11 protein-coding genes are annotated in these 15,483 nt (G+C 68.4%); all 11 read left to right on the top strand.

What is annotated here, in order from left to right; genetic code table 11:
- Window positions 1-134: 134 nt before the first annotated feature.
- The 11 genes from ACT53O_RS08730 to ACT53O_RS08680 all read left to right on the top strand — a co-directional run bounded on the left by ACT53O_RS08730 (window position 135) and on the right by ACT53O_RS08680 (window position 15,433).
- Entirely contained in the window at window positions 135-902 is a 768-nt protein-coding gene (locus tag ACT53O_RS08730; protein ID WP_295778893.1) for an SDR family oxidoreductase, read from the top strand.
- Window positions 899-2,374 (top strand): class I adenylate-forming enzyme family protein, encoded by a 1,476-nt coding sequence (locus tag ACT53O_RS08725; RefSeq protein ID WP_295820398.1) that lies wholly within the window; start codon window positions 899-901, stop codon window positions 2,372-2,374. Before ACT53O_RS08730 ends, ACT53O_RS08725 begins: the two co-directional genes overlap by 4 nt.
- Before the next feature lie 114 nt (window positions 2,375-2,488).
- Window positions 2,489-4,330 carry a DUF3556 domain-containing protein gene (locus ACT53O_RS08720; RefSeq protein WP_476151870.1) on the top strand — a complete coding sequence of 614 codons (1,842 nt, stop codon included), beginning with the start codon at window positions 2,489-2,491 and terminating at the stop codon, window positions 4,328-4,330.
- On the top strand, window positions 4,327-5,745 hold the full coding sequence (locus ACT53O_RS08715; RefSeq protein WP_476151868.1) for a phytoene desaturase family protein: 1,419 nt from the start codon (window positions 4,327-4,329) through the stop codon (window positions 5,743-5,745). The genes ACT53O_RS08720 and ACT53O_RS08715 overlap by 4 nt, the downstream gene beginning before the upstream one ends.
- Window positions 5,746-5,750: 5 nt before the next feature.
- Entirely contained in the window at window positions 5,751-7,040 is a 1,290-nt protein-coding gene (locus ACT53O_RS08710) for a PucR family transcriptional regulator (protein WP_476151866.1), read from the top strand.
- A gap of 51 nt (window positions 7,041-7,091) precedes the next feature.
- Complete coding sequence (locus tag ACT53O_RS08705; protein WP_476151864.1) at window positions 7,092-7,967, top strand: hypothetical protein; 876 nt, start codon at window positions 7,092-7,094, stop codon at window positions 7,965-7,967.
- Window positions 7,968-8,143: 176 nt separating this feature from the next.
- Window positions 8,144-10,864, top strand: coding sequence for a bifunctional acetaldehyde-CoA/alcohol dehydrogenase (gene adhE, locus ACT53O_RS08700; protein WP_112931681.1), 2,721 nt, complete (start codon window positions 8,144-8,146; stop codon window positions 10,862-10,864).
- Window positions 10,865-10,988: 124 nt separating this feature from the next.
- Complete coding sequence (locus ACT53O_RS08695; RefSeq protein WP_039416397.1) at window positions 10,989-11,285, top strand: DUF1905 domain-containing protein; 297 nt, start codon at window positions 10,989-10,991, stop codon at window positions 11,283-11,285.
- Window positions 11,278-11,757, top strand: coding sequence for a prepilin peptidase (locus tag ACT53O_RS08690; RefSeq protein ID WP_476151862.1), 480 nt, complete (start codon window positions 11,278-11,280; stop codon window positions 11,755-11,757). The genes ACT53O_RS08695 and ACT53O_RS08690 overlap by 8 nt, the downstream gene beginning before the upstream one ends.
- A 60-nt stretch (window positions 11,758-11,817) precedes the next feature.
- Window positions 11,818-12,846 (top strand): YihY/virulence factor BrkB family protein, encoded by a 1,029-nt coding sequence (locus ACT53O_RS08685; protein WP_476151860.1) that lies wholly within the window; start codon window positions 11,818-11,820, stop codon window positions 12,844-12,846.
- Between the two features lie 64 nt (window positions 12,847-12,910).
- Complete coding sequence (locus ACT53O_RS08680) at window positions 12,911-15,433, top strand: glycogen/starch/alpha-glucan phosphorylase (RefSeq protein ID WP_239498602.1); 2,523 nt, start codon at window positions 12,911-12,913, stop codon at window positions 15,431-15,433.
- Window positions 15,434-15,483: the final 50 nt, after the last annotated feature.

The following is a 15,483-nucleotide window of genomic DNA, read 5'->3' as shown; positions in this document are numbered from 1 at the left end:
TTCTGCCGATGGCTGGTTTTTCACGGCCGCTTACTGTGACTCACGGATCCCCGTCGCGGTTGACGGGGAAAGGTCATCGATGACCCCATGTTCGCCGTCGTCGCTGATGCCACGACCGTCCCCAGGAGGAACACATGCCCGTACTCGCGGATAAAGTCGCTATCATCACCGGAGCCGGGGCCGGAATCGGCGAGGCCATCGCGAGAGCATTCAGCGCCGAGGGCGCTCGCGTCGTGGTGTCCGATATCGACGTGGCCCGAGCGCAGAAGGTCGCGGACACCCTTCCGGGTGCCATCGCCGTCGGCGCCGATGTTCGCGACGAGGATCAGGTGCGCGCGCTCATCGAGCGAGCCGTCGCGGAGTGCGGGCGGCTCGACGTCGTCGTGCCGAACGCCGGTATCGCGACGACCGTGCCGCTCACCGAAATGTCGTTCGACCAATGGCGCGACGTGATGTCCGTCAATCTCGACGGCGTGTTTCTGACGATTCGACACTCACTTCCTGCGCTCTTGGCCGCCGGCGGCGGCTCGATCGTCACGATCTCGTCGATCACCGCCACGGCCGGATCCGCGCTCATCGCCAGTTATGCGGCGGCGAAGGCTGCCGTGCGCAATCTGACCGAAACGGTGTCTGCAGAACTGCGCACCCACGGCATTCGTGCCAATGCCCTCCTGCCGGGTTTCATCGACACAGAGCTCGTCACCTCGCATCAAGCCGACTTCGAGGCCGCGTTGGGCCTCGAGCCCGGTGGCTTCGATACGGTCATCACGGGAAAGCAGACTCGCTACGGTCGCGTGGAGGAGGTGGCCGCAGCGGCGGTCTTCTTCGCCTCGGATCAGTCGGCCTGGTGCAATGGCAGCAGTCTCATCCTGGACGGTGGCTTCCGGGGAGCGCTCCTGTGAGCGCGGCGGGCGCTCGGCGGTTGCCGCAGCTACCGTGGAACGGACCTGCGGCCGGAACCGACGCCCCGGCCGTCCGCGACAGGCGTCGTGAGCTGAGCTACCGAGGCCTCGAGCGCGAGGCGGCCGGGTTCGCGGAGCAGCTGCGCTCCCTGGGCGTCGGCAACGGCGCGGTGATCGCCGTGATGCTGCCCAACTCGATCGAGCTGCTCGTCGCCATCCTCGGCGCGTGGCGCGTGGGCGCGGCGGTCACTCCCATCAATCCGACCTTCACCCCGCGCGAGGCCGGGTACCAGATGTCCGACTCCGGCGCCCGGCTCCTCGTCGGCCCCGTCCTCGACGGCATCGATGTTCCTCGCCTCGGCGCCGACGATCTCCAGCGCGAACCGCAGCTGGCCGTCGCCGATCCGCGTATCGAGCCGAGCCGTGTCGCGCTGATCGTGTACACGAGCGGATCGACCGGCCAGCCCAAGGGAGTCATGCTCGACCACGAGAACCTCGAAGCGATGGCGACGCAGATGGCGACGCATTTCCAGCTGAGTGCCGACGACCACGCGCTTCTGGTCCTGCCGCTGTTCCACGTCAACTCGATCTGCGTCACGTTCCTCGCGCCGCTGAGCGTCGGCGCACAGGTGACCGTGCTGGAACGCTTCGCGCCGGCATCCTTCGTCGACGCGCTCCAGCGGTATCGGCCGACGTACTTCTCGGGCGTGCCCGCCATCTTCGCTCACCTGTCGGTGCTGCCCGAAGAGGCCACGCTCGACGCGTCGAGCCTGCGCTTCGCGGTGTGCGGTGCGGCGCCGGCGTCTGCCGAGCTGCTGGCACGCTGCGAAGAACGCTTTGAGATCGCGATCACCGAGGGCTACGGACTCACCGAGGGAACCTGTGCGTCCGCGTGCAATCCTCCCCGGGGGCCGCGAAAGCCCGGCACGGTCGGCCCCGCCCTGCCCGGACAGCAGATACGCATCGTCGACGAGCAGGGCCGAGAGCTGCCGGTCGGACAGCGCGGCGAGGTGGTCATTTCTGGTCCGACGGTGATGCGGGGCTACCTCGGGCGCCTCGATGCGACGGCGCAGGCGATTCGTGACGGGTGGCTGCACACCGGCGACATCGGGGTGCTCGACGCCGACGGCTATCTGACGATCGTCGACCGCATCAAGGACATGATCATCCGCGGTGGCGAGAACATCTACCCGAAGGAGATCGAGTCGTTCCTCGCCACGCACCCCGCCGTGCTGGAGTCGGCCGTCGTCGGCAGACCCGACGCCGTCCTCGGCGAAGTGCCGGTGGCGCAGGTGGTGCTGCGTCCGGATGCCGCGGACACGACCGTCGACGAACTGCTCGCGCACTGCGCGACGGGGTTGACGAAGATCAAGATCCCGGTCGCGCTCGAGATCGTCGACGCGCTGCCGCGAAACCCCGTCGGCAAGATCGACAAACCTGCCCTCCGCCGCATGCTTCTCGCCCAGGTCTGACCTGCGCCGACGCGTCTCGGATGCCGCTGCGGCGGCACCCGATGCTCGCGCGCGCGTCACCGCGCTCCACCACATCCCTTCCAGACCTCGAAACCCATCACCGAAGGAGTTGACATGGGATTCAAAACCGGCGACTTTCCGCCCGTCGATCTCGACACGTTCCTGCACCGGCCGCTGCGCGACCGAGTGCGCACCCTGGCACTGCACTGGGCAGAGTACGGCTTCGGTTCACCCCGAATGATCGCGACCACGTACATCGCGAAGGTGGTGTTCGTGTGGGGACTGCTGGGCGCGGTGATCATCACCGCAACCAGCGGCGTGGGGTGGTTCTGGCAGGTCGACCTGTGGTGGAACCAGCCCATCGTCTATCAGAAGGCCATCGTCTGGACCATGCTCCTCGAGGCGATCGGCATCGCCGGGTCGTGGGGGCCGATGGCCGGCAAGTTCACGCCCATGACGGGCGGGATCCTGTTCTGGGCGCGGCCGGGAACGATTCGGTTGCGGCCGTGGCGCTGGGTTCCGGGCACCGCCGGTGACACCCGCACCGTCCTCGACGTCGCGCTCTACCTCGGCTTCCTTGCTGCCCTCGCCACCGCGCTGTTCATGCCCGGCACGCCCTCTGCGTCGCTGGCGGCGATGCTTCCCGAGAACACGAGCGGTCTGGTCCAGCCTGCGCCGGTGATCGCCGCCATCGTGCTGTTGGTGCTCGTCGGAGTGCGCGACAAGACGATCGCGCTCGCCGCGCGTATCGAGCAGTACCTGCCGGCGCTCGTGATCTTCGTCGTCCTGCCGTTCACCGACATGATGATCGCGCTCAAGATGCTGATCGTCATCGTGTGGGTGGGAGCGGCGGTCTCCAAGTTCGGCAAGCACTTCGTCAACGTCATCCCGCCCATGCTCTCCAACACGCCCTTCTGGCCGCCGCGGTGGCTCAAGCGCGCGCACTACCGGGACTTCCCGCGCGATCTTCGCCCCTCGAAGCTCGCCGGCTTCATGGCGCACGTGATGGGCACCACCGTCGAGCTCCTCGTCCCCCTCGTGCTGCTGTTCTCGACCAACCGCATCGTCACGCTCGTCGCGGTGGTCATCATGGTCGGATTCTGCCTGTTCATTGTCTCGACGTTCCCCCTGGCCGTGCCCCTCGAGTGGAATCTGCTGTTCGCGTTCGGGGCGGTGACGTTGTTCCTCGGATTCCCCGCATGGCAGGGTTACGGGGTGTTCGACTTCTCGGCCGCGTGGATCGGCGCCGCCGTCGCCATCGCGCTGCTGTTCTTCCCGATTCTCGGCAACCTGCGTCCCGACAAGGTGTCGTTCCTGCCCTCGCTGCGTCAGTACGCGGGCAACTGGGCATCGGCGATCTGGGCCTTCGCGCCGGGCGCCGAGGCGAAGCTCGATGCGGTGGTGCGGCCGACCCGCAACCAGATCGATCAGCTGCAAGCGATGGGCTACCCGTACGCCGTGGCCGAGATCACGATGCAGCAGACGATCGCGTGGCGGTCGATGCACAGCCAGGGCCGCGGGCTGTTCTCGTTGGCCTACCGCACCCTTCCCGACATCGAGACGCGCACGATTCGCGAAGGCGAGTTCGCGTGCAACTCGCTCATCGGGTTCAACTTCGGCGACGGTCACCTGCACAACATCGACCTCATCCGCGCTCTGCAAGCGCGCTGCCGTTTCGAGCCGGGAGAGTTCATCGTCTTCTGGGTGGAGTCGCAGCCCATCCACAAGACGACGCAGGCGTATCAGATCATCGATGCCTCTCTCGGCGTCATCGAGCGAGGAACGTGGAAGGTCGCCGATGCCGTCGCGGCGCAGCCGTGGCTTCCCGATGGTCCCATCCCGATCGAGGTGCAGTGGCGCGCTCAGACGGTGCCGGCGACCTCGGCGACGAACAGCACGCGCGTTCCCGCGTCCGCCGACGGTCGCGACGTCCGGGCGAGAGCCTCGCAGCCATGACCAGCGCGGTGGTGGTCGGCAGCGGGCCCAACGGGCTCGCGGCCGCCACCGTGCTCGCGCGCGCCGGCGTCGAGGTCACGGTCTTCGAAGCCGATCACGTGCTGGGCGGCGGCGCGCGTTCCGGTCCGAGCCTGGTTCCCGGACTCGTCCAGGACCACTGCTCGGCGGTGCACCCGATGGCCGCGGCGTCCTCCTACATCGCCTCCTGGCAGCTTGACGAGCGCGGTGTGCAGTGGGCGCGGGCGCCCTACGATGCGGCGCATCCCTTCGACGACGGCGATGCGGCGTTGCTCAGCCAGTCGATCGAGGAGACCGCCGACCGGCTCGGCGCCGACGGGCGAGCATGGCGCACGATGTTCGCCGCGCCGTCAGATCGATTCGCCGATCTGACCACCGACATCTTCCAGCCCATGATTCGGATGCCGCGCCACCCGCTGCTGCTGGCGCGCTTCGGCGCCGTCGCTGCTCTCCCCCCGACCTGGACGGCGCGGGCGCTGCGCACCGAGAGGGCCCGCGCACTGTTCACAGGTGTCGCCGCGCACGCGATCAACCGCATCGACGTACCTCTCGTCGGCGGCATCGGAGCCGGGATCATCACGGCTGGGCACGCGGTCGGGTGGCCGGTCGTCGCCGGAGGCACCGGCGTGCTGACCGATGCGGTCATCGCGGGCCTTCGCGAGCTCGGGGTGCGCTTCGAGACCGGTGTGCGGGTGAGGAGTCTGCGCGATCTTCCCCATCACGAGGTCGCGATGCTCGACGTTCATCCTCACGAAGCCGCGCGCCTGCTGGGCGAACGGATGCCGCGGGCCGCGCGTTCGGCCTACCTTCGCTTCCGCCCCGGGCCGGCTGCGTTCAAAGTCGACTTCGCCGTGCACGGTGCCATCCCCTGGCGCAACCCCGAGGTCGGGCGCGCGGGAACCGTGCACCTCGGGGGGACGGCACGCGAGATCGCGGACGTGGAGACGGAGATCGCGAAGGGTCGCATGCCCGAGCGCCCGTTCGTCCTCGTCGGGCAGCAGTTCGTCGCCGACCCCACGCGCGCCGCGGGCGACATCGTGCCCGTGTACGCCTACGCCCACGTTCCCGCGGGATACACAGGCGACGCGACCGCGGCGATCATCGCGCAGATCGAGCGGTTCGCCCCGGGGTTTCGGGAGCGCATCGTCGCCACGGGTGTGGTCACCGTCACGGAGATGGCTCAGCGCAACCCGAACTTCGTCGGGGGCGACATTCTCACCGGAGCGAAGACCCCGCTCCAGTTCCTGTGCGGGCCCCGGCTGAGCCCGTTCCCGTACGATACGGGGGTGCCCGGCAGCTACCTCTGCTCGGCGGCGACGCCGCCCGGACCCGGCATCCACGGGATGAGCGGGGTCAACGCCGCACGTCGCGCACTGCGATGGGCGCGGTCGCAGTGAGCGCGATGGCGAAGGCAGCCGCGGGTCGAGAAGACCTCCGGCCTTACCTCGCTCAGGTCGCGTCGCAGCTGGACGAGCGGCTTCCGGAGATCGTCCGCGAGATGCGCGATCTGCTGGCCACCAGTATCGGTCCCCTTGGCGGAGATCCGCAGCTCGTGGAGATGCTGCAGGCGAGCATCGAGGGCAATGTCTCGACGATCTGCCATGTGCTCGGCAACGACATCAGCCTGGAGAACCTGCAGCCCACGACGGCCGCCGTGGAGTATGCGGCGCGACTGGCTCAGCACGATGTGCCGGTGTCCGCTTTGACTCGGGCGTACTACCTCGGCCAGAGCATGTTCCTGCGGCTCGGTATCGACGCCGTCGAGAAGCTGCCCGTGCGCGACGACCAGCGGATCGAGCTGGTGCGCAGTGTGGCCGACGTCGTGCACCGTTACATCGACTGGATCCTGCAGTACGTCTCGACCGTGCACGAGGCCGAGCGGCGCCGTTGGTGGAATGCGCGTGCGACGATGAACGTCGCCGCGGTCATGAAGATCCTCCACGGCGATGTACGCACGGCCCATGCCTTCGAAGCAGAGACGGGCTACGCGCTGGATCAGACGCACGTCGCCGTTATCGCGTGGGTCGATGGCGTCGCGGACGATGCCGACCAGCAGCGCATCGAGCAGACTGTGCGACGCATTGCCGCCGAAGCGGGCACGCCCCAGGCGCCGCTGTCCGTCGCCGCGGACCGGGGGACCGCATGGGCGTGGATCGCGACGCGCGCGTCGGTCGCCGAGGTGCGCGCTGCCGCAGAGCGAGTCGCGGCGCAGTGGCCGCGTCTGCGGCTTGCTATCGGCGACGCCGGAGTCGGCGTGCGAGGCTTCGTGGCCTCGCACGAGGCAGCGGCCTCGGCACGGTTGGTGGCGCTGTCGACCGCTCAGGGCCGAGAACGTGCGGTGGTGGCCCACACGGACCCCGGTGTGGTGCTGCTGGGACTGTTCGCGGCCGACCCCGGCGCCGCGCGATCATGGGCCGCGGGAGTCCTTGGCCCCCTCGCCGAGCCGGGAGAGCAGGCGGCGGCTCTGCGTGCGACGCTCGCCGGCTACTTCGCGAATGGTGAGAACGTCATGCGCACCGCCGACGCGCTCGGCCTCCACCGCAACACGGTTCGCGCGCGCATCTCGCGCTGCCTCGACGGCCGAGCGGAACCCTACGATTCCATCGAGATCGCGCTGGCGCTCAGACTCTTCGACGCGTTTCCCATCGATCAGCTGACTGTTCGCGCCTCATCGCAGCAGCCGCAGCTGTGACCGGCGGCAATCGGTCGCATCCGGCCCACGGCAGGGGCCTACACTGACCGCATGCAGCGGTCCGACTCGCCCGATGTCCGGCACCGCCGCGCCAGGGGGTCGATGGGGGGCGCCCTCGTCGTCGTCGCCCTCACCGCGTGCACGCCCGTGCCTCCCGTGCCCGCCCCTGCACACATCAGCGTCTCGGTGCAGCAGAACAGGCTGGACATCGCGCGCGGCAAGATGTCGGTCGTCGTGCACAACGACGGCGCCGATGCGGTGACGCTCACCGCTCTGACGTACGCCGACCCGCACTGGGCGTCCGTGCTGCAATGGGTCGGCGCGCTGCCGGTGCCGCCGGGCCGAGCCCGCTCGGTCACCGCCGACCTGATGTCGCCCGCGTGCGCAAGCCCGACGGATGCCGCAGGCACGGCGCATCTGGTCTTCCAGACCGACCGCGGCGCGGCATCCGACGAGTACGCCGTCGATGACCCCTTCGGCTTCGTCGCGCGCGCCGTACAGCAGGGGTGTTTTGCGAGCCGGTTCGCGGCGACCGCCGCCGTCGATCTCGTCGACGTCGCCACCGTGACCCGCGACGGTGCCGCGGTGGCGGAGCTCACCGTGCGCATCGCCAACCACGGCGCCACGTCCGTGCGGCTCGACACCGTCAAGAGCACCACCCTGCTGCAGCCGGCCGCCGGCGGATGGCTGTGGCAACCGGCCCAGGTCGTGGCGGCGGGGGAGAGCCTCACGCTTCGCATCGATGCCGTGCCCGCCCGCTGCGACATGCATGCGATCGCCGAAGACAAGGTCGGCACCCGCTTCGACGCTGCGGTGTCGGTGCTGAGCGACCCGATCGACCGGGGGAGCCTCACTCTCGTCGCGAGCGACCCGCAGCGCGCGCGGCTCTACGACTTCGTCGCAACCGCCTGCGGCTTCGCGCCCTGAGGCGTGAAGACCTGCGCCGTGATGGTTATTCACGGTCGGTGTACTTCGGCGGAATCACGCGGGTCTTGTGTGGTCAGACCACAAGTGCCATACTGGTCTCAGACAGGCCCGAGAGCCCTCGGACCCGGAAAGCGATGACGCGGACACCGTGTCCGCGCCGGGTAGGAGAACCCACAATGTCCACCTCGATCGATGCTCTGGTCGAAGGCGCACAAGCCGCGCTCGCAGAGTACGCATCCTTCACGCAGGAACAGGTCGACCACATCGTCCGCAAGGCGAGCGTCGCGGCCCTGCACTTCCATGGCGAACTCGCGCTCATGGCGGTCGAAGAGACCGGCCGCGGCCTGTTCGAGGACAAGGCCGTGAAGAACATGTTCGCCTGCGAGCACGTGACGAACTCGATCATCAATCAGAAGACGGTCGGCGTCATCTCGCACGACGAGATCACCGGCATCACCGAGATCGCCGACCCGGTCGGCGTCATCTGCGCGCTGACGCCGGTCACCAACCCGACCTCGACCGCCATCTTCAAGTCGCTCATCGCGCTGAAGACCCGCAACCCGATCGTGTTCGGCTTCCACCCGGCGGCCCAGAAGTGTTCCGTCGCCGCGGCGAAGATCGTCCGCGACGCGGCGATCGCCGCGGGCGCTCCGGAGAACTGCATCCAGTGGATCGAAGAGCCTTCGATGGAGGCGTCCGGCGAGCTGATGAACCACCCGGGCGTCGCCCTCATCCTCGCCACGGGTGGCAACGCGATGGTCCGCGCCGCCTACTCGTGCGGCAAGCCCGCCCTCGGCGTCGGCGCCGGCAACGTCCCGGCCTTCATCGAACGCACCGCCAAGGTGGGCCGCGCCGTCAACGACATCGTCCTGTCGAAGTCCTTCGACATGGGCATGGTGTGCGCCAGCGAGCAGGCCGTCATCCTCGACGAGCCGATCGCGGCAGAGGCCCTCGCCGAGTTCGCGCGTCTGCACGCCTACATGGCGACGCCCGCCGAGAAGCGCCTGCTCGAGGAGTTCATCTTCGGCGTCACGGCCGACAGCGAGAACTGTGCCGGCGCCAAGCTGAACCCGACCGTCGTCGGCCAGTCGCCGCAGTGGATCGCGGAGCACGCGGGCTTCACCGTTCCGGAGAACACGTCGATCATCCTCGCCGAGGTCGGCAGCGTCGGCCCGCAGGAGCCTCTCACGCGCGAGAAGCTCGCGCCGGTACTCGCCGTGCTGCGCGCGAAGACGCCGGCGGAGGGCATCGACCTCGCGCGCCAGATGGTCGACTTCGACGGTCTCGGCCACTCGGGTGCGATCCACTCCAACGACCAGGACGTCATCGCTCAGTTCGGCGCCGTCGTCAAGGCCGTCCGCATCATCGAGAACAGCCCGTCGGCCCTCGGCGGTATCGGTGACATCTACAACGCGTTCATGCCGTCGCTGACCCTCGGCTGCGGCTCCTACGGACACAACTCGGTCTCCAACAACGTCTCGGCGGTGAACCTCTTGAACGTCAAGCGCATCGGGCGTCGCAACAACAACCTGCAGTGGTTCAAGATCCCGGCGAAGACCTACTTCGAGCCGAACGCCGTGCGCTACCTCGCCGACATGCGCGGCGTCGAGCGCGTGACCATCGTCACCGACGAGACCATGACCAAGCTCGGCTACGTCGACAAGATCATGGATGTGCTGAACCGGCGTGACAACCGCGTGCAGGTGCAGCTGATCAACACCGTCAAGCCGGAGCCGAAGGTCTCCGAGGTGCGCGCCGGCGCCGACCTCATGCGTCAGTTCCAGCCCGACACGATCATCGCCCTCGGTGGCGGATCGCCGATGGACGCGTCCAAGGTGATGTGGCTGCTGTACGAGAACCCCGAGGTGGAGTTCTCCGACATGTGCGAGAAGTTCTTCGACGTGCGCAAGCGCGCGTTCAAGTTCCCCGAGCTCGGCAAGAAGGCGAAGCTCGTCTGCATCCCGACCACCTCGGGTACCGGCAGCGAGATGACCCCGTTCGCCGTCATCACCGACGACGAGACGGGCATGAAGTACCCGCTCGCCGACTACGCGCTCACCCCGTCGGTCGCGATCATCGACCCCGTGCTCACCAAGGTGCTGCCCGGTTTCCTGGTCGCCGACGCGGGCTTCGACGCGCTGACGCACGCCACCGAGGCCTTCGTGTCGGTGTACGCGAACGACTACACCGACGGCCTGTGCCTGCACGCGATCAAACTCATCTTCGAGAACATCGAGCGCAGCACCAAGGCGCAGCCGAACTCGACGGATGCCGAGGACATCAAGGCCCGCGAGAAGATGCACAACGCGGCATCCATCTCGGGTATGGCCTTCGGAAACGCGTTCCTCGGGATCGTCCACGCCATGGCGCACGTGACCGGCGCGACCTATCACCTGGTGCACGGCCGCACGAACGCGGTCTACCTGCCCCACGTGATCCGCTACAACGGCACCGTCCCGACCAAGCTGACCAGCTGGCCGAAGTACGAGCGCTACATCGCGCCCGAGCGGTTCCAGGAGATCGCCAAGCACCTCGGCCTTCCGGCATCCACCCCGGAGGAGGGCGTGGAAAGCTACGCCCGCGCCGTCGAGGAGCTGCGCGACCGGGTCGGCATCGAGCGGTCGTTCCAGCAGCAGGGCGTCGACGAGACCACCTTCATCTCGGGCCTGCAGGAGCTCGCCCTGGCCGCGTACCGCGACCAGTGCGCTCCGGCGAACCCGCGGATGCCGATGATCGAGGACATGAAGACCCTCATGGAGGCCGCCTACTACGGCACCTCCTTCGAGGAGGTCCGCGCGGCCCGCAAGGTCGCCCACGCCGAGAGCGAGGCCGTGACGGGAACCGTGCGCACGGCGCCCGCCAAGGCGACGGCCAAGAAGGCCAAGGCCAGCGCCTGACCGACGCTGCGGAACGAAGGGGGCCGGGGGAGCATACCCGGCCCCCTTCTCCGCGCCTGCCGGGCGTCCTCGAGGCTGTGCACACCGTCGACGGCGGCGCGCACGAGGTCGCTACGATGACCGCGTGCGCTTCGAGTTCGACGGGGAGATCTTTCGCTGGGACGCCCGACGCGAGGACTGGTACTTCGTCGAGCTGCCGGGCGAGCTCAGTGCCGACATCCGCGACCTCCCGCGGCCGCCGCGCGGATTCGGCGCTGTCCGCGTCGCGGTCGTCATCGGCGGCTCGCAGTGGCGCACGTCCGTCTTCCCCGACGCGCAGCGCGCACGCTACGTGTTGCCGCTGAAGCGATCGGTTCGCGAGGCCGAGGGCATCGGTTCCGCAGGCACCGTACGGGTGGCGCTGGAGGTTCTCGATGGCTGATCCGGCCACGATCGTCGCCGCATCGGCTTACCTCGTCGCCGCCGTGGCCGGCGTGGTCCTCACCGTCGTCGACGTGCGCACGCACCGCCTGCCGAACAGGATCGTTCTTCCTGCGTTGATCGTGACGATCGCGCTTCTTACGGCGTCCTGTGCGTTCGGCTCCCCGTGGGCCGCACTGGTGCGCGCGCTCGGTGCCGGCGCGGCGCTGTTCGTCTTCTTCGTACTGCTGCGCGTGGCGGGGCGCGGAGCGATCGGCGGCGGCGACGTCAAGCTGGCCGCGCTCGTCGGCGTGCTTCTCGGCTGGGTCGGATGGTCTGCCGTGCTGCTCGGGGTCGTCGCCGCTTTCCTCGCTGCGGGCGTCGTCGCCATCGTCCTGCTGGCCGCGCGACGGGCGACCAGGTCCACCCGCATCCCCTTCGGGCCGTTCCTCGTCATCGGGACGTGGATCGGAGTGCTCGCCGACCTCGTGTGACGCACGGCGGCCGCTGTCAAGGCCCTGCGCGTCGTGCGTGAGGTGCATATCCTGGGCGGCATGGATCTGTCCCGCATCATCGCGCGCGCCCTGACGCTCACGCCGGTGCGAGCGTTCCTGCGCTACAGCGAACGGCGGGGGCCGATGCTCGCCGACAGCGTCACCTATCGCACGCTGTTCAGCCTCTTCGCGGCGGTGTTGCTCGGATTCTCGATCGCCGCCCTGTGGCTGTCCGGCGACACGGATGCGTGGCGGGCGCTGGTGGCGGCCGTCGACCGGGCTGTGCCGGGCCTCGTCGGCGAGAACGGCCTCGTGAAGGTCGACGAGATCTCGCTCCCGGTCGGCCTGTCCATCGCCGGCGCGCTCTCGCTGGTGGGTCTCGTCGGTGCCGCGATCGGTGCGATCGGGTCGCTGCGGACGGCGATGCGCATCGTGTGCGACAAACTCATCGACGACGTTCCCGTGTGGCTCGTCCTGCTGCGCAACCTTGCGCTGGCCGTCGGCGTCGGCGCCGCGCTGCTGGCCTCCGCCGTCGTCACCATGATCGGCACCGCCGGACTCGACGTGGTCGCCCAGTGGCTGGGTCTGGCCCGTGAAGACCCGGCCATCGCGTGGGGCACCCGCTGGCTGGCCATTCTCGTCACCTTCGTCTTGGATGCCGTCGTCGTCGCGGTGCTGTTCCGGGTGCTGTCGGGGGTGCGGGCGTCGGCTACGGCGCTGTGGACGGGGGCCCTGATCGGCGCCGTCGGGCTCACGGTGCTGCAGCAGCTGTCGGGGCTCTTCGTCGGCGGAGCCACGTCGAACCCGCTGCTGGCCTCGTTCGCAGCGCTCATCGCACTGCTGCTCTGGGTCAACCTGTCGGCTCAGGTGATCCTGATCTCCACGTCGTACATCGTCACCGTCGCCGAGGAGCAGGACGACCGCGTGCGTGCGCGCTACGGGTCGGCGACCTTCCTCCAGCGTCGGGTGCGGACGGCGGAGAACGCCGTCGCGCTCGCCGCGGCCGAGCTCGAAGAGGCGCGCCGCGCCGAACGCGGCGAGCGCGAGCGCTCCGCTGCCTCGTCGCGGGCGGATGTAACGACCAGGTAAGGGCCTCGTGAAGATGACCCCCGTCGATGTGCATCCGGCGGGGGTGCACGTTAGCGTGTGATCTGTGTCAGAACCCGAAGCTGTGACCGGTCCCACCCCCGCGCCCCATCCGCTCCACGCAACCCATCCGCTGGCGCTGGCGCCGGTCACCGGGCCTGCGAGCTCCGTGGACGGATTCGTCCGACAGTTCCTGCGCAACCTCAACTACGAGCGGGGCGTCGCGTTGTCGGCCTCCAGCCCGAACGACCGTTACTTCGCGTTCGCGATGACCGTGCGCGACTACCTCATGGCCCGGTGGCTCGAAGACCTCCGCCGACAGCGCGTGGTTCAGGCCAAGGGCGTGTGCTACCTCTCCGCGGAGTATCTGCTGGGCCGTCAGCTCGACAACAACCTGCTCGCGAGCGGCCTCACCGAGATCGCAACCGAGGCGATGGCGGCGTGCGGCATCGACATCGACGACCTGCGCGCCCAGGAGGTCGAACCCGGGCTCGGCAACGGCGGTCTGGGCCGCCTCGCGGCCTGCTTCATCGATTCGCTCGCGACGATGGGTGTGCCCAACATCGGCTACGGCATCCGCTACGAGTACGGCATCTTCCGCCAGACGTTCGTCGACGGCCAGCAGGTCGAGCAGCCCGACGCCTGGCTGACGCTCGGCTCACCGTGGGAGTTCCCGCATCCCGAAGCGGCACGCCGGATCTCCTTCGGCGGTCACACCGAGACGTACGACGACGCCGGTGTGACCCGGTCCCGCTGGGTGCCGGGGTGGGACGTGCTCGCCGTACCGTACAACTACATGGTGCCCGGCTACCTCAACGGTCGTGTCAACACGCTGCGGCTGTGGAGCGCGAAGGCGACCGACTCGTTCGATCTCCGTGTCTTCAACTCCGGCGACTATGAGGAAGCCGTCCGTGCCCAGACCTTCGCCGAGAACATCTCCAAGGTGCTCTACCCCGAGGACTCCACGCCCCAGGGCAAGGAGTTGCGCCTGCAGCAGCAGTACTTCTTCGTCGCGGCATCCATCGGCGACTTCCTGGAGCACACCCTCCCGGCGGACTTCGACATCGACAAGCTCCCCGACCGCGTGATCTTCCAGCTCAACGACACCCACCCGGTGATCGGCGTCCCCGAACTGATGCGTGTGCTCGTCGACGAGCGCAAACTCGAGTGGGATGCCGCGTGGGCGATCACCCAGCAGTGTTTCGCCTACACGTGCCACACGCTGCTGCCGGAGGCGCTGGAGGTGTGGTCGGTCGACCTTCTCGGGCGGCTTCTGCCGCGCCACCTGGAGATCATCTACCGCATCAACGAAGAGTTCCTCGAGGCGGTGCGCGAACGCTACGGCGATGACGAGATGCGCATCCGCAACATGTCGATCATCGGCGAGTTCCCCGAGCGCAGCGTCCGGATGGCGTACCTCGCCACGGTCGCCGGTGCGAAGGTCAACGGCGTCGCCGAACTGCACTCGCAGTTGCTGCGCGACAAGGTGCTGCCGGACTTCAACGACTTCTTCCCGGGCAAGTTCACGAACGTCACGAACGGCATCACGCCCCGCCGCTTCGTGCGTCTCGCCAACCCCGGGCTGTCCGAGTTGATCACGGAGGCGATCGGCACGGGGTGGCTCACCGACCTCGAGCGTCTGCGCGAACTCGAGGCGTACGCCGAGGATCCCCGCTTCCGCGAGGCGTTCGCCGAGGTCAAATCGGCGAACAAGCGCCGCCTCGGCGATGTGCTGCGCGCGCGGGACGGCCTCGAGATCAGCGACGGCCACATGCTCGACGTGATGGTCAAGCGTCTGCACGAGTACAAGCGGCAGATGCTCAAGCTTCTTCACGTCGTCACGCAGTACGAGAGCATCGTGTCGGGCCGTGTCGCGGCATCCGACATCCTGCCGCGCACCGTCATCTTCGGGGCGAAGGCGGCGCCCGGCTATGCCATGGCCAAGCGCATCATCCACCTCATCAACGCCGTCGGAGAAGTGGTCAACGCCGATCCGCGCGTCGAGGGGCGTCTGAAGGTGTTGTTCCCGCCGAACTACAACGTCACACTCGCCGAGCGCCTGATCCCGGCCGCCGACCTGTCGGAGCAGATCTCGCTCGCAGGCAAGGAGGCCTCGGGCACGGGCAACATGAAGTTCGCCCTCAACGGCGCGCTGACGATCGGAACCGACGACGGCGCGAACGTCGAGATCCGTCAGCTCGTCGGCGATGACAACTTCTTCCTCTTCGGCATGAGCGAGCCCGAGGTCGAGGCGCTGTGGGCCCGGGGCTACAAGCCCGCCGACTTCTACCAGGGCGACGAGAACCTCCGCCGCGCGATGGATCTCATCGCCTCCGGCGCGTTCTCGGGCGGCGATCGCAGCGTGTTCGAGCCGATCGTGTCGAACCTGCTCTACGACGACCGCTTCATGGTGCTGGCCGACTACTCGTCATACGTCGCGGCGCAGGACCAGGTGGATGCCGCCTATGTCGATCAGGACGCGTGGACGCGGTCGGCGATCCTGAACGTCGCACGCTCCGGCTTCTTCTCGTCCGACCGCTCGATGCGCGACTACATCGAGCGCATCTGGCACACGCCCCCGCTGCTTTGACTCGGGCGCGTTTCGACTCGCTGCGCTCGCTCAACGACCGGCAGGCCCCG

Source organism: Microbacterium sp. DMC48, from assembly GCF_056313825.1.
Note: the sequence above shows the minus strand (reverse complement) of the source record. Positions and strands in the feature narration are given on the sequence as shown.